General features: G+C 43.6%; 16 protein-coding genes. 5 read left to right on the top strand and 11 right to left on the bottom strand.

Features of this window, described 5'->3' with window-relative positions:
* Positions 1-94: 94 nt before the first annotated feature.
* Together AAA942_RS19675 and cmk are read right to left on the bottom strand one after the other, a co-directional pair.
* Positions 95-991, bottom strand: a complete 897-nt coding sequence (locus AAA942_RS19675; RefSeq protein WP_338222018.1) for a 4-hydroxy-3-methylbut-2-enyl diphosphate reductase — start codon at positions 989-991, stop codon at positions 95-97.
* On the bottom strand, positions 975-1,679 hold the full coding sequence (cmk, locus tag AAA942_RS19680) for a (d)CMP kinase (protein WP_338222080.1): 705 nt from the start codon (positions 1,677-1,679) through the stop codon (positions 975-977). Before cmk ends, AAA942_RS19675 begins: the two co-directional genes overlap by 17 nt.
* 126 nt (positions 1,680-1,805) lie before the next feature.
* Here cmk and ade point away from each other — a divergent pair, with 126 nt between their 5' ends.
* The 4 genes from ade (at position 1,806) to AAA942_RS19700 (ending at position 5,402) form a co-directional block, all read left to right on the top strand.
* Entirely contained in the window at positions 1,806-3,434 is a 1,629-nt protein-coding gene (ade, locus tag AAA942_RS19685) for an adenine deaminase (RefSeq protein WP_338222019.1), read from the top strand.
* Between the two features lie 145 nt (positions 3,435-3,579).
* Positions 3,580-3,774: a hypothetical protein gene (locus tag AAA942_RS19690; protein ID WP_338222020.1), complete on the top strand. Its 195-nt coding sequence runs from the start codon at positions 3,580-3,582 to the stop codon at positions 3,772-3,774.
* Between the two features lie 193 nt (positions 3,775-3,967).
* Positions 3,968-5,002, top strand: a complete 1,035-nt coding sequence (locus AAA942_RS19695; RefSeq protein ID WP_338222021.1) for a DUF4221 family protein — start codon at positions 3,968-3,970, stop codon at positions 5,000-5,002.
* Entirely contained in the window at positions 4,992-5,402 is a 411-nt protein-coding gene (locus AAA942_RS19700) for a hypothetical protein (RefSeq protein ID WP_338222022.1), read from the top strand. Before AAA942_RS19695 ends, AAA942_RS19700 begins: the two co-directional genes overlap by 11 nt.
* A 244-nt stretch (positions 5,403-5,646) precedes the next feature.
* On the opposite strand, the gene AAA942_RS19705 is transcribed toward AAA942_RS19700, so the two are convergent.
* Together AAA942_RS19705 and AAA942_RS19710 are read right to left on the bottom strand one after the other, a co-directional pair.
* Positions 5,647-7,227, bottom strand: a complete 1,581-nt coding sequence (locus tag AAA942_RS19705; protein ID WP_338222023.1) for a peptide chain release factor 3 — start codon at positions 7,225-7,227, stop codon at positions 5,647-5,649.
* A 172-nt stretch (positions 7,228-7,399) separates the two neighbouring features.
* Positions 7,400-8,635, bottom strand: a complete 1,236-nt coding sequence (locus AAA942_RS19710) for a sensor histidine kinase (RefSeq protein WP_338222024.1) — start codon at positions 8,633-8,635, stop codon at positions 7,400-7,402.
* Between the two features lie 144 nt (positions 8,636-8,779).
* Between AAA942_RS19710 and AAA942_RS19715 the strand changes: the two genes are divergently transcribed.
* Entirely contained in the window at positions 8,780-9,250 is a 471-nt protein-coding gene (locus AAA942_RS19715; protein WP_338222025.1) for a Dps family protein, read from the top strand.
* 32 nt (positions 9,251-9,282) lie between these two features.
* Here the strand turns inward: AAA942_RS19715 and AAA942_RS19720 are convergent, their stop codons facing one another.
* From AAA942_RS19720 to AAA942_RS19750, 7 genes are all read right to left on the bottom strand, one after another.
* A complete protein-coding gene (locus AAA942_RS19720; protein ID WP_338222026.1) occupies positions 9,283-10,593 on the bottom strand; it encodes an ABC transporter permease in 1,311 nt (436 codons plus the stop codon).
* Entirely contained in the window at positions 10,586-11,479 is an 894-nt protein-coding gene (locus tag AAA942_RS19725; RefSeq protein WP_338222027.1) for an ABC transporter ATP-binding protein, read from the bottom strand. Before AAA942_RS19725 ends, AAA942_RS19720 begins: the two co-directional genes overlap by 8 nt.
* A gap of 6 nt (positions 11,480-11,485) precedes the next feature.
* Positions 11,486-12,370: a hypothetical protein gene (locus tag AAA942_RS19730; protein ID WP_338222028.1), complete on the bottom strand. Its 885-nt coding sequence runs from the start codon at positions 12,368-12,370 to the stop codon at positions 11,486-11,488.
* Positions 12,371-12,450: 80 nt separating this feature from the next.
* Complete coding sequence (dnaJ, locus tag AAA942_RS19735; protein WP_338222029.1) at positions 12,451-13,557, bottom strand: molecular chaperone DnaJ; 1,107 nt, start codon at positions 13,555-13,557, stop codon at positions 12,451-12,453.
* Positions 13,558-13,561: 4 nt separating this feature from the next.
* Positions 13,562-14,131, bottom strand: a complete 570-nt coding sequence (locus AAA942_RS19740; protein WP_338222030.1) for a nucleotide exchange factor GrpE — start codon at positions 14,129-14,131, stop codon at positions 13,562-13,564.
* A 77-nt stretch (positions 14,132-14,208) separates the two neighbouring features.
* On the bottom strand, positions 14,209-15,201 hold the full coding sequence (gene obgE / locus AAA942_RS19745) for a GTPase ObgE (RefSeq protein ID WP_338222031.1): 993 nt from the start codon (positions 15,199-15,201) through the stop codon (positions 14,209-14,211).
* A gap of 75 nt (positions 15,202-15,276) precedes the next feature.
* Positions 15,277-15,849, bottom strand: coding sequence for an adenylate kinase (locus AAA942_RS19750; RefSeq protein ID WP_338222032.1), 573 nt, complete (start codon positions 15,847-15,849; stop codon positions 15,277-15,279).
* Positions 15,850-15,859: the final 10 nt, after the last annotated feature.

Below are 15,859 nucleotides of genomic sequence, written 5' to 3' on the forward strand. Positions count from 1 at the left end.
AAAAACGCCCCAAATCTAAAGAAAAACCTTTTGAATTGAAGCCAAAGTGATGGGAATTATCGGAACTTTTCCTTGGTTGGTCAAATCACTGAAATCAAGCCTCCATTAGATTCTCTTCCATGGTTTCCAGAGAGTTTTTGACCTGCTCCATCAGCCACATCGGAGTGGAGGTGGCTCCGCAAATCCCAATTTTATCCTCAGGGTTAAACCACTCTGCCTGCAACTCTGTTTCGTTTTCGATAAAATAACTTCTCGGATTTTCGCTCAGGCAGACTTGATAAAGGGCCTTACCGTTGGAACTTTTCTTGCCTGAAACAAAGAGAATCACATCGTTTTCCTTGGCAAACTTCTGAAGCTGAGGCTCTCTGTTGGACACCTGACGGCAAATGGAGTCATTGGCATTAAAGTCCAATTCGGTTAGCTCACCTTTGGAATTTTTGATTCTTTCTTCAATTTTTTGAGAAAGTTCATAGAAGCCTTTGGTACTCTTGGTCGTCTGACTGAATAGAGTGACCGGCTTGTTGTAATCGATTTTTTCCAAATCGGAATCTTCCATGACCACTATGGCTTTTTCCAGGGTCTGTCCGGTAAGGCCGATTACTTCCGCATGACCTTTTTTTCCGTAGATTACGATCTGACCATTTTCCCGCTCCATTTTGTCAAATGCAGTTTTGACCCGATGCTGAAGCTTCAGCACTACCGGACAGGAAGCGTCAATGAGTTCAATATTGTTTTCTATGGCAGTCTTGTAAGTCTCCGGCGGTTCACCATGGGCACGAATTAGGACTTTGCAGTCGCTCAACTCGGCTAGTTGATCTCTATCGATGACAATCAACCCCCTTTCACGAAGGCGCTTCACCTCCATGTCGTTGTGTACAATATCTCCAAGGCAATACAGCTGATCGCTGTTTTCCATTTCGTCCTCGGCCATTTTGATGGCGAATTCCACTCCGAAGCAATAGCCGGAGTTTTTATCAATGGTTACCTGCATAATCTTTTTCTTTTTGTATGGCTTTTTGAGCCAAATCCACAATCAGCCGGACTTGCTCCTCAAATTCCAAATTACTCGTATCTATTTCTGCTGCATCGGGCATCTTGAGCAAAGGACTTGCTGCCCGGGAAGAATCCACGCGGTCTCTTTCTGCAAGGTTGGTCTTGATTTCTTCCAAATCCACCAAATCTCCTTTTTCCATCAGTTCCTTCTGCCTTCTTCCGGCTCGGGTCTCCAAATCTGCAGTCATGAAAACTTTCAATTCTGCCTCAGGAAACACTACTGAACCTATATCTCTTCCATCCATTACCACTCCCTTCTTTTTCCCCAAACGCTGTTGTTGTCGAACCATAGCCTGTCGGATTTCGGCAACAGCAGCTATTTCACTTACGGATTGGGATACCCTCATGGTTCGGATTTCTTCTTCCACATTCAGCCCATTGAGATAGGTTTCCTGCTTTTGGGTATCGGGATTGATTTGGAAAGAAATGTCTATGCCTTCCAGACCTCTTTGCACATCTTTGGGATTGCCAGGAGATAGATGTTCGTTCAAAAAATGAAGCGTTACCGCTCGATACATCGCTCCTGAATCGATGTAAGTGTAGCCTAGGGTCTTTGCAACAGCTTTTGCGGTCGAACTCTTCCCACATCCTGAATATCCGTCTATTGCAATGACTATTTTGCCCATCAAAAAACCTGTCTTGGTTTGGCTATTAATTTTGCGCAAATATAGTAGTTTTAATTCAAACCATTTTCCAGGGAAGAGAGGGATAAATCCAAAATCCCCTCCCAGTCTCCCCCAAAACTTCTCCCTATGACTATCGAAGGCATTCTTGTAAATATTCCCAAAAAACAACTTCAGCCTGTCCAGCTCTCCTTGGAAGCGGGAAAGATTATTTCAATTCAGGAAATTCCTGCGAAAGAAGGACTCCCCTATTTGATGCCCGGATTTATCGATGCGCATGTACATGTGGAGTCCTCGATGCTGGTTCCCTCGGAATTTGCCCGATTGGCGGTGGTCCATGGTACCATAGCCACCATCTCCGACCCCCACGAGATCGCCAATGTATGCGGCATGCAGGGCGTGGAATACATGATCGAAAACGGCAAACAGGTGCCCTTTCACTTTTTCTTTGGCGCACCTTCCTGCGTGCCTGCAACGCCTTTTGAAACTGCCGGAGGAGAAATCAATGCAGAAGATATCGAAAATCTGATGGCTCGCCCTGAAATACTTTATCTCGCCGAGATGATGAACTGGCCCGGAACGGTAAATCGGGATCCATTGGTGATGGAGAAAATCCGGATTGCTCAGAAATACAGCAAACCCATCGATGGACACGCACCCGGTCTGATGGGAGAACTGGCAGAAAAATATGTGTCCGCAGGGCCAAGCACGGATCATGAGTGCTTTACTTACGAGGAGGCCCTAGGCAAAATCAAACTCGGAATGAAAATCTCCATTCGGGAAGGTTCGGCTGCCAAAAACTTCGAAGCCTTAATCGATCTGATTGACGACTATCTCGGGATGATCATGTTCTGCTCCGACGATAAGCATCCCGACAATTTGGCTATCAGTCATATCAATGAACTCGCCGCCCGTGCGGTGGCCAAGGGAAAAGACGTGTTTGATGTGCTGAGAGCAGCCTGCCTCAATCCGATTGCTCACTATTCCTTACCGTTAGGTCAAGTCCGGGAAGGAGATCCTGCTGATTTTATTTTGGTAAAAGATCTGCAAAAGTTTGAAGTGCTCGCCACCTATATTAAAGGAGAAAAAGTAGCCGAAAACGGAAAGACACTGATTCCCCGAGTCAACAATGAGGTCATTAATAATTTCCACACCTCGCTCAAAAGGCCGGAAGATTTTCAGCTCTCAGCCTCAGGCACAAAAGTGCGAGTAATCGAAGCCTTGGACGGGCAACTGATCACCCCTGAGATCGAGGGGGAAATTTTGATCCGGGATGGTTTTGCGGAATCGAATCCAGAAAAAGACATTCTGAAAATCACCGTGGTCAACCGCTATCAAAATGCTCCACCTGCGGTGGCTTTTATCAAAAACTTTGGTCTAAAAACCGGAGCGATCGCCTCTTCCGTGGGTCATGACTCTCATAATATCATTGCTGTGGGAATCGATGACGAATCTATCTGCAGAGCGGTGAATCTCCTGATCGAAGCAAAAGGCGGGATTTCCGCAGTTTCGGGAGAAAAAGAGGAAGTTCTCCCGCTACCCGTAGGAGGGATCATGTCACCGGAAGACGGCTATCAGGTCGCTGAGGCTTACACCCGAATCGACCAAATGGCCAAGGAAATGGGTTCAAATCTGAATTCTCCCTTTATGACCCTGAGCTTTATGGCCTTGCTGGTAATTCCGGATTTGAAGCTGAGTGATAAGGGATTGTTTGATGGGCGAAATTTTGCTTTTTGTGATCTATTTTTCGGCTTGTGATTAATTTTTTAAAATATTTTACCCAATTAGTTGGTTTTTTTCGACCTATTACTTTGGTAGAAATCTTTTTGGCCAAAGTATCGAATCTGGTAAATTCTAGAGCTTCCCAAACAAAATCAATTATTTACCTTAAACTTTAAAAATCATGAAAAGAGTAAAAATTTTCCTGCTGGGCATGGGCTTGCTAGGCCTAAGTGCCATAGGTATTTCTTATTTCGGTGCCACAGATGCTGAAGCACAGGCATCAACTGTAGAATATTGCCAATGGAATGGTAAAGATTGTCTCAGTCCATCTGTGGATAATTATTGTATTTGTGAAAACGGATCAGGCAATCCTTAAATCTCGAAAATTAATAGTTGAACACTGGCTGCTTCAAAAAAATTTTTTTTTGGGGCAGCCTCTTTAAATCATCTCATTTTCAGTGAAAAAATTCTTCAGTTTCATCAGCATATTATTTATTCTTTTGGACTGTACTCAACAAACACCAATTAAGGATCTCAAATCAACTATTCACCAAACTATCAGAATTCCCTTGGAATTAGATATCAGTCCAAATGGAACTAGCTTCCAATATATAAATTCCGATTCTGGAGAATATTTGGCTTTTCAAAATAAAATAGGTCCAAGAATAGAGATTTTTAATTTAAACAGCAAACATCATGTAACCAGCATCAAGTTAGCTCAAGATGGCCCAAACAGAGTCGGTATTGCCAATGGATTCAGAATTATCGCCCAAGACTGTTTACTGATCGCCTCTATTCCTCCTTCCATTAAAATCCTGAATTTTGAAGGAATCAAACACAAGGATATTCCTGTTTTGGACACAATCAATCATGTTAACTTTTTAAGCTCAAATAATGAGATTCCTTTTTTATTCAGTGACCATGAATTATTCGGTGCTCAACCATTTTTTCGGAATTTCTTTGAAACAACACCCAAGGATGTCTCATCTTACAGCCATATATACAAAGTTAATCTTACGACCGAAAAGGCAGAATGGCTACCTATTTCCCACCCCTCTGACGCATGGGACGAGGGCAAGAAAACTCCTAATTTCACCTGGACAGACCGAAATGACAGTATCATTGTATCACCTGAAACTGACCATCGCCTGTGGATAATATCCAAGCGGGGTGGCAATTTGCTGGGTTATAAAGAAGTGAACTCAAATTCCGTAAACAGATTTCAAATCATAAAAGGTCTTCCCGAGGGTGATAAAGGAATTATTGAAGCCTTGGCTAGCGATAGGTATGAATTGATCCTTCATGATCCTTTTCGGGATGTCTTTTACCGTTTTTTCTTCATGGGAGTAGATTGGGAGAATTATAATTTGGGATATAGGAATTTGTATTCAAACAGACCTAAAATCGGGGTTTTGGTATTAGACAAAAATCTTGAGGTTATTGGAGAGAAGGTATTTGATGACAATTACTTAGAAGCATGGAATTACTTTGTTGGTCGAAAAGGACTTTACGTATCCACCAATAATCCCAACCGGGACGATTTTGATGAAAATATTCTTCGGTATGATATTATCCGATTTGAGGGATTAGAGTATGAGGATTGATCACTTTTTTCTCTGGATCGGGGTATTTTGGTTGGGGGCATGTTCTTCTCCTTCCAAATCAAAGGTTTCCTCAATCCTCGATATCCCAGAACCTGAGGAATGGATACTTGTCATTCATCCTGAAGGCTGCAAAACCTGTTTGGATAGTTTCTACAGCGAACTTCAATTTCTTCCTAAAGAAAGCCCAGGGGCAGTTGTACTGATTGCAAAAAATTCGAAAACGTTACGGCTTCACACATTCATCGAAAACTTTCAGATTCCTCTTTACCTGGACGAACAAAAACTTCTGATCAAGGAAGGATTGGTACAAATAACGGATCAGATTTTACTTTTTAGAAAAGATGATATTCAATCCTTCGATATTATGGATTACCAAAAGGCACTTCAGGAAATAAGATGAATCATAATGCCCCAGTCGCCGGTGATTTTGGGCTTAAACTGCTAAATTAAGGCTTGTTTGATGGCAAATGGTCTGAGTTTGTTAATGTTTTCTTTAATGTTAGTGTCAAAGTAATTTTAGCTTAAACCAAAACTGATAAAATCATGGTATCTGATTCCATATTTTTCCAGTTTTCCGCTGTATTGCTTTTCCGAATGCAGCAAAGAAAAGCCTCCAAAGGTTCGAAACCCTTGGAGGGTAAATATCAAAACTCCGAAGTAAAGTGAAACTCGATTTCGGGGTAGTTGTCCTGCACCATTTGTAGCCAAGACTTGGACTCGGCCATAAAGACCAGTTTGTCGTCCTTGTCTCGGGCAATGTATCGATTCTTGGAACGCACAAACTCATCCAACTGCTTTTTGTCTTTGCAGCTGATCCAGCAGGCCTTGTATAGGTTCATCGGATGAAACTCCACAGTAGCATTGTACTCGTTTTTCAATCGGAACTGGATGACTTCAAATTGAAGTTGGCCGACCGTACCGACGACTTTCCGCTGTCCCATTTCGAAGGTGAACAGCTGCGCCACTCCTTCCTCCATCAATTGCTTCAGTCCTTTTTCCAATTGCTTGGTCTTCATCGCATCCTTATTGACCACCTCTCGGAATATCTCCGGAGAAAAGCTCGGAATCCCCGTAAAGACCATATTTTCCCCTTCGGTGAGGGTATCTCCGATCTTCAAATTTCCGGTATCGTAAAGACCTACGATATCCCCAGGAAAAGCCTCATCTATGATTTCCTTGTCCTGAGCCATAAACTGAGTCACATTGGAAAAACGAAGCGGCTTCGGTCCACGCACATGGTTGTAAGGCTTATTCCGCTCAAACGTTCCCGAGCAGATCCGTAAGAAGGCGATGCGGTTTCGGTGATTGGGATCCATGTTGGCGTGAATCTTAAAGACAAACCCGGAGAATTTGGACTCTTCAGGATTCACTTCCCGCACATCGGTATCCCGACTCTTTGGGGTTGGGGCGATTTTGATGAAGGTATCCAGCATTTCATTGACCCCGAAGTTGTTGACCGCAGAGCCGAAAAATACCGGAGCAATTTTTCCCTCTAGATAATCCTTGACATCAAAATCAGGGTAAACGCCCTCGATCAGATCGACATCTTCGCGAAGCTGGCTGGCATTTCCAGGGCCGATTAAGGCATCAAGCTGCGGATCCTCCAGATTTTCAAATACCTGACGGTCGTCGCTGAGCTTGCGCTGAGAAGGTGTAAAAAGGTTGAGCTTTTTCTCGTACAGATTATACACCCCTTTAAAGCCTTTACCCATCCCAATCGGCCAGGAAAGCGGACGAACTTTAATATTCAACTTTTCCTCTACTTCGTCAAGCAAATCGTATGGATCACGACCTTCCCGGTCGAGCTTGTTGATAAAGCAAATCACAGGAGTATTGCGCATGCGACAGACTTCCATCAATTTTTCGGTCTGGATCTCGACGCCTTTTACGCAGTCGATGACCATGATCACGGAATCCACAGCAGTCAACGTACGATACGTATCCTCGGCAAAGTCCTGGTGACCGGGCGTATCGAGGAGGTTTATTTTGACATCCTTGTATTCAAAACCCATGACCGAAGTTGCCACAGAGATCCCCCGTTGCTTTTCGATTTCCATCCAGTCGGATTTGGTGGCGGTGTCGATTTTATTGGATTTGACTGCACCGGCAGTCTGGATCGCCCCTCCAAAGAGGAGTAACTTTTCAGTCAAAGTGGTTTTCCCCGCATCCGGGTGGGCAATAATGGCAAATGTTCTCCGCTTTTTGATTTCCTCAGTCAAACTCATGGGTCGTAAAATTCAGGGGGCAAAGGTAAGGAAAATGGATTTACGATTTTTGAATTACGATTTACGATATCAATCCGAACCTCAACCCTGATTTTCAAAGGCTAAAATTTGTGGTTAAAAGGTTGAAGTCCAGTTTCCCGTCGTAAATCGTAATTCTGCCTTCGTAAATTCGCTAATATTCCAAAATACCTTCTGTAATAAACTGCGAGGCGTCCTCCAGATTGCCCAAAAGCATAATGCGAAAAGTGGTGCCTTTTCCGACTTCGGAGTTTTTGACAAAAATCTTTCCTCCATGATACCCCTCGACGATTCGCTTGGCTAAGGTTAACCCCAATCCCCAACCTCGCTGACGGGTAGAAAAACCGGGATAAAACACTTTTTTGAAATTCTTTTTCTCAATCCCTTTTCCTGTATCGGTAATGTCGACGATGACAAATTTGTCGCTGTCCTGAACCAGATCAATGGTAATGGTCCCTTTTCCCTTCATCGCATCCACTGCATTTTTACAGATATTTTCCACCACCCATTCAAAAAGCGGCTTGTTCATCATGGCCTCCAGGTCTTTGGAGTCGGAATTGATCACCAGATCCACCTTGGTAGATATCCGGGGCTTGAGGTAATTGATCGTTTCTTTGATCACCTCGTACAAGTTTTCGGATTGGATGACTGGCTTGCTTCCGATGCTGCTAAATCGCTCGGTAACCATTCTTAGCTTTACCACATCCTTATCCATTTCCTGAATAACCTCCTTATTTTCGTTCCAGACGGGGGAATTTCGCAGATAATCGATCCAAGCCATCAGCGATGCGATGGGGGTTCCAAGCTGATGGGCTGTTTCCTTGGTTAGGCCTGCCCATACCCGGTTTTGCTCTGCGATTTTGCTTTGGTTGAAAAGGGCATAAGCCAAGGCCCCGAAAAGCAAAATGACCACAAGCTGCACATAGGGATAATATTTCAGGTTGGTTAAGAGCTCCGAATTCCTGTAATAGACCCGTATATCTGCCTCACGGAGGTAAATGGGTTCATATTCTTCCTGCATTTCATCCAACTCCTTTTCCAGGGTTTTGGTAGAATCCCTCTCATCCGCATTCTTTTTGAAATTGATATTTCTAAACTCTAGGGGATTCCCTTCGGAATCGACCATGATGATCGGGATGGAGTAGTTTTGCTGGATTATTTCCTGATTAATGAAAGTGAGATTTTCAGAAGTAGTGGCTGCATACTCGAGCGCAGAGGAAAGCAATTGAATCTGACGGCTTTCCCTTTCTCTTAATTCGTCCACTAGAAGATTGGTATACCAGATTGACCCCGAACCGATCAGCAATGACACCAAGAAAACAAGCCATTTGACCTGCTTTTTATTCTGGTAAAAATCTATGGAGGTTAAGTCCTGAAAAGGAGTCTTCATTCAAATCTTTTAATGCCTTTCACCCTAAATAACTCCCTTGAGTCATAGAAAGTATAAGTTGGTGATAGAATTTATCAGTTGGCCTTTCTGGCCTAATTTGAGTAAATTTAAGGTATTAATCAAAAGCAAAAAACTACTACAAATATGAAAACCAACGACATCGGATTAGAAATCAAAGAATCAAAAAACCTGGTCAAAACCCTGAATAAGCTTTTGGCAAATTACCAGGTCTACTATCAAAACCTTAGAAACTTCCACTGGAATGTATCTGGCCCCAACTTCTTTGAGCTTCACGCCAAATTTGAGGAATTGTATACTACGGCTAACACTCAAGTCGATGAGGTCGCAGAACGGATATTGACTTTGGGGCAGAGGCCCTTTTCTTCTTACGCCGAATACATCGAGCATTCGGGGTTAGAAGAAGCGAAGGAGGTCGAAGATGCTAAAAAGATGGTGGAGATCGTAAGAGACAACCTCAATCATCTCTTAAATCTGGAAAGAAAAACCCTCGAAGAGGCTTCCGAAAATGGAGATGAAGGTACAGTCACCCTGATGAGTGATTACATTACTGCCAAAGAAAAGGTAGTCTGGATGCTATCAGCCTACCTGAAATAAGAACAAATCCCGGCCAAATGGCCGGGATTTTTTTATTCGCTGGATTTGATCCACTTCCAAAGGATTCGGTATGTAGGCTTGGTTCCATGCATTAGAATACCGATTCGGTAGATTTTGGCAGCTAACCATGTGGTAAACAAAAAACCGCCAATCAATAAGCCAATAGAAAGTGACAACTCCCAAAAAGGCACCCCAAAACTGATTCTACCCATCATGGCTATCGGTGAAGTGAGAGGTATAATGGACAGCCAAAACGAAGTGGTACTATTGGGATCCTGGAGCACAAAGACAAACAGCCCCATGTAGGCCACGATAAGTGGGATAGTAATCGGAAACATGAATTGCTGGGCATCTGAAGGAGCATCCACTGCAGAGCCCACAGCGGCAAAAAGCGCTCCGTAGAGCAAATACCCTCCTAAGAAATAGATGATAAAGCTTACCACCAGAGATACAAAATCGATACCCTGAATGACCTGAAGAATCTGCCCAACTTCGGTATCAGGCATAGCTGCCTGAGCCAATTCCGGGCTGGCCATTTCCATAGCCTGCTGCTGAGGCATTTGCATACCTAACACCCCTACCACCACAGAGGTGAGCGTCCCGATCAATACTACCCATATCAAAAACTGAGTTAGGCCTACGGCTCCGATTCCTACTATTTTCCCCATCATGAGCTGAAAAGGCCGAAGGGAAGAGACCAATATTTCCACTATTCGGCTGGATTTCTCTTCGATGACCCCCTGCATGATTTGATTGCCATAGACAAAAATGAAGATGTAAATCAGAATCCCAGCAACAAAGCCCAAGGCATAATTTACCGTGGCGTCATTGATTTTTTCCTCTCCACCCTCTGACAAGGTGATAGATTGGATGGATACAGAAGTACGGATTTGCTTGATAATTGAGGGGTCAATTCCCTTTTCATACAGCTTTTGATCCTCTATTTTCCGCTTGAGAGCCCCTTCCAGGTAGCTCATCAGACTTATGCTAGGGTTTTCTGCACCGAAATACTGAATCCCTTTTGGATCCTCAAGATCGATTTTGGGAATCAAAAGCAATCCATATCGCTCTCCATCCTGGACCATTTTTTTTGCTTCCTCCAATTCCAAATCGGAGGACACAAAGGCATATTGATCCGAGCTCTCCATGAAAAACAGGCCTGTCTCATCAAACACCTCAATGATCCTGAGCGATTGATTTTCACTTTCGTTAACTGCTATCCAGACAAAAATCCCCATGATCGCAGGGAAAATCAAAGGCGTAAGAAGAGTGGCAATCAAAAAGGATTTCTTTTTGACCCTAGCCAAATACTCCCGCTGAATCACCAAAAGGACTTTATTCATTTGCCTTAGCTTTTACCTGATGAATGAAAATTTCTTCCATGGAAGGGATTTTCTCTCGGAATACCAATACCTCTCCCAGTTCCATAAGTTCTGACAAAAGCTGATTTGGAGATTTACCGGAAAGGGGCAGAGAAAAATGCCAGAGATCTTCGGCCTGCTTTGGGATCCATTCCGGCGGAATGGGCTGCTTTAGCTGAGTCAATGTAATTTCAAAGACTTCCGGGCGAAAGCTGTTTTTGACCTGCTGAATAGTACCGTCAAGAATTTTTCGGGACCTATTGATCATGGCTACATGATCACAGAGCAGTTCCACTGATTCCATCCTATGGGTACTCAAAATGACCGTAGTTCCTTTTTCTTTCAGTTCCAGGATTTCATTTTTAATGATTTCCGCGTTTACCGGGTCAAAACCGGAGAATGGTTCATCCAGAATCAATAAAGATGGTCGATGAATGACTGTGGAAATAAACTGGACTTTTTGGGCCATCCCTTTGGAAAGATCTTCGATCTTTTTATCCTTCCAAGCACCCAAATCCAGCTTTTCCAGCCAAGATTTGATTTGGAGTTTGGCTTCATTTGGAGGGAGATCTTTGACCTGAGCAAAGTACAAAAGCTGATCCCACACCTTCATTTTCTTGTAAAGCCCCCTTTCCTCAGGTAGATATCCGATTTTTCGAATATCCGATGGGGAAAGTTTCTTTCCGTCCAATTCTACCTCTCCGCTGTCCTGCTCGATGATCTGATTGACAATCCGAATCAGCGTGGTTTTCCCGGCACCATTTGGACCTAAAAGCCCAAAAACCACTCCGGAAGGAACATGCATATTTACTTCGCTGAGCGCGTGATGACTTCCATAAGATTTATTAAGGCCGGTGATTTGAAGCATTTTTTTCTATTCGATGGTCACAGAACCTACCCCTACGTCGATGATCATTTCCAATAGCCGGGGGTCGGATGCACTAAAGCCTTTAGTCACATAGACTCCCTTATCCAAGGACTTGAGATATTTAGGAAGGACAGTTCTGCACATCGGGGTAGTATTCATTTTGATTTTGACAGGGTACTTATCAGGAGGTAGAACTACCTGCACACTACCCACACTGACCGCTGAAATGACCTTGCAGGACTGAGGAAGCCCATCCGAGAAGTCTAATTTGATTTTTCCATAGTCCACTTCAAAGATCATTTCCCTGGCATTGGTAAAGTTAGCATCAGCGACTTCCAATAGCCCCATGCTGAGTGTGACCAAAAGGGTATCCATGGTAACTGAATTGGGAACTGGGTCACCAAAAAATATCTTGACGTCCGAACTGGCGCTTCTTACTTTCATTCCCGAAATGGACAAATGGCTGATATCCAGTTCTGATTTGCCCATGCCCAAATTGAAATTCAAATCATAGAGAAAATTGGAATTGAGACTAACATCCCAAGAATGGTCATAGCTTGTATTGGAAGAAAAAAGTTTGGATGTTATACTTTTCCCCAAATTATCTGTTTCGATGTTTTTGTGAACAAGTGAGGCTGAAAGCACCTCGTTTTTTACCCCATAATCAAACTCAGGTAGAATATTTGATTGGGCCAAATGCCCATGGATATGCAGAGGTCCGTAGGATTTGGACCTGCGCAATTGGATTTGGCTTTTGTAAGAAGAAAACTTAAGGTCTACCAGCTCAAACCCTTTAATATCAGCAACTTGGTATTCTTTGACAAATTGCGCCTGTCCGGAATTTAGCCCAAGGAAAATCCAAGTGTATAGCAGACACAAATTTTTTAACATACGGATAGGGTACGACGCAGAGGGTAAAAGGTTTTTTAAAAATATAAAAAAAGCCAGAATTGCTTCTGGCTATAAAGGTTTTAGAAGAATTCCTTCATTTTGTCAAAAAAGGACTTGTCTTGTTTACCTGGATCCGGCTTAAAGTTTTCTGAATTTTTGAGAGATTCCAGCATGGCCCGCTCGTCTTTGGACAATTGAGTGGGGGTCCACACATTGACCATAATCAATTGGTCTCCTCGAGAGTATCCATTGATGTCCTTTATTCCTTTTCCCTTGAGTCGAAGCATTTTCCCGCTTTGAGTTCCTGGGTCAATTTTGATTTTCACCCTGCCATCTATAGTAGGAACCTCAATAGAAGATCCCAAAGCTGCATCTATAAAAGAAATATAAAGGTCGTAGACCACGTTATTGCCGTCTCGCTGAAGCACTTTGTCCTCCGCTTCTTCGATGACAATAAGCAAATCTCCGGGAATTCCTCCCGGAGTTTCATTTCCTTTTCCAGACATGCTGAGCTGCATGCCTTCTCCTACGCCTCCAGGAATATTGAGAGAGATAATCTCTTCCTTAATAATGAGACCTTTGGAATCGGCCTCAGCTGGCTTTTTGTCAACAATCTGACCGGAACCACCACAGACAGTACAAGTACTCGCCGAAACCATTTGTCCCAGCATGGTATTGACTACCTTTTTGATCTGTCCCGTACCTTGGCAGGTAGAGCAAGTTTGAAAAGTGACTCCTGGAGCCACCACATGACGCTTTACTTTGATTTTTTTCTCAACGCCATTCGCGATTTCCTGCAAATTCAGCTTAAGCTTTACCCGAAGATTGGTGCCTTTCTTGGTCCGTCGGCCTCCGCCTCCCCCGCCAAAGAATGACCCAAAACCGCCGCCGCCGAAGATGTCCCCGAACTGGGAGAAAATATCCTCCATGTTCATTCCGCCTCCTCCGAAGCCGCCGTTGCCGCCTAGTCCTTGATGACCAAACTGATCATAACGGGCCTTTTTGTCCGGATTGCTCAGAACCTCGTAAGCTTCTGCCGCTTCTTTAAACTTCTCTTCAGCCTCAGGATTTCCAGGGTTTTTATCAGGATGAAACTGAATAGCCAACTTCCGATAAGCCTTTTTGATCTCATCGGCTGTGGCTGATTTGCTCACCCCCAATACTTCGTAATAATCTCTTTTTGCCATGATTTTATGCTCCGGTTACTACTTTGGCGTATCGGACCACCTTTTCTCCAAGTGTGTATCCTTTTTCCACCACATCTACGACCTTTCCCTTCATTTCTTCTGATGGCGCAGGTATCTGAGTGATTGCTTCTTGGGTCTCGGCATCAAAAGGTTTTCCGATCAGGTCTACCATTACTTTCAATCCCTTAGATTCAAGAATCCTAACCAATTTGTGAAAGATCAGCTGATTGCCTTCACGGATTTTGCCTGCATCCTCTTCATTTTCGGAAGCTTTGAAGGCCCTCTCGAAATCATCCACCACAGGGATCAAGTCTTTCAAAACACCTTCGGAGGCAGTTTGAATCAGGTCAAGCCTTTCCTTTGCTGTACGCTTTCTGAAATTTTCAAAATCTGAATAAAGTCTGAGATATTTATCCTTAAGATCGGCGACTTCGGCCTCAAGCTTTCCCTCTTTGTTCTCCTCTGCCTTAACTTCCTCCTCGCTTAGGGTTGCTGTTTCTTTAGGAGTCTCTTCCACTAGTTGCTCTTCGGTCTGCGCTTTAGGTTCTTGTTCCACGTGATCTTTGTTTTTCATATTATTCGGGCAATAGTTGGTCTTGCCTTAATCAACAAGTATTTTGCCAGAGGAGATTTTCTGACAAAGTGACACCTCTATTGATGTATAGCCTGCCAAATCAAATCTTTCAGTTTTTCCAGATTAAACTGACTGACTGAGGATATAAAGAGGTAAGGGATATCCTTGGGAATTTCCTGCTCCATTTCTTTCATCAGTTGCTCGTCAAGCATATCAGCTTTTGAAATGGCCAAAATCCGTTTTTTATCGAGGAGCTCAGGATTGTATTTTTCTAATTCATTGAGCAAAATCCGATACTGCTCACCGATGTCCGGAGCATCTGCCGGGATAAGAAAAAGGAGAATGGAATTTCTTTCTATATGCCTTAGAAACCGGATGCCAAGTCCTCTTCCTTCAGCGGCACCTTCAATGATTCCCGGAATATCAGCCATGACAAAGGATTTGTCATCCCGATACCCCACCACACCAAGGTTAGGGACGAGTGTGGTGAATGGATAATCGCCGATTTCAGGCCTTGCGGCCGAAATGGAAGAAAGCAGCGTGGATTTTCCTGCATTAGGGAATCCGACCAATCCTACATCTGCCAGAAGTTTGAGTTCGAGGATAATCCACTCTTCAATCCCCGGCTCTCCGGGTTGAGCATAATGAGGGGCTTGGTTGGTAGATGTTTTAAAATGGTCATTTCCCAACCCCCCACGACCACCTGATGTCAGGATCACTTCCTGCCCATCTTCGGTAATTTCAAATCGCTTTTCTCCCGTCTCGGCATCTTTGGCCACTGTTCCTAATGGGACTTCAAGAATGACATCTTTGCCATCTGCCCCTGTCCTACGTCCACCTTCACCTCCTTTGCCAGGCTCGGCAATGACATGCTTTTTGTATTTCAGGTGAAGCAATGTCCACAACTGGGCATTTCCACGAAGAATAATATGCCCACCACGGCCTCCGTCTCCTCCATCTGGTCCTCCCTTGGGCACGTGCTTTTCTCTTCGGAAATGAACAGAACCCGCGCCTCCTGCACCAGATCTGGAGCAGAATTTTACGTAATCAATAAAGTTGGAATCGGCCATGATATAGAATGAAAAAGGCTAAGCCCGAGAGCCTAGCCATGTCTTGGAAGTGCAAAATTAGAAAATTATGGGAAATCAATAGGCATCAATCACTTCTGAGATGTTTTGGAAAATCTCTTCAATCTGACCTACTCCGTGAATCTTGGTAAATTTTCCTTGATTTTCATAATACTTTGCCACTGGAAGGGTTTCGGAGAGGTACACTTTAATTCTGGTGGTTATTTTTTCGTCATCCTGATCATCTGCTCTTCCGGATGTTTTGCCTCTTTCTTTAATCCGCTCCCGAAGAATATCCTCAGGAACATCCAAAGCGATCATTCCTGAAATGGACATCTCATTTTTTTGAAGCATGGTATCCAAGGCTTCTGCTTGAGCTGTAGTTCTTGGGAAGCCGTCAAAAATAAACCCTTTGCTGTCGGGAGTAGAGCTGATTTTATCTTCTACCATTTGGATTACCACTTCATCAGGCACCAAATGACCTTGATCCATATATTTCTTGGCCAAGATTCCCAATTCTGTGCCTTCTCCGAGATGCTTTCGGAAAAGATCACCGGTAGAAAGGTGAGTTAATTTATATTTTTCGATGAGCTTCTCACTTTGAGTGCCTTTACCTGCGCCTGGAGGGCCAAAGAGGACAATATTTAGCATTTTTGAATAG

The sequence above is a fragment of the Algoriphagus sp. oki45 genome (assembly GCF_036245605.1).
Taxonomy (GTDB): Bacteria; Bacteroidota; Bacteroidia; order Cytophagales; family Cyclobacteriaceae; genus Algoriphagus.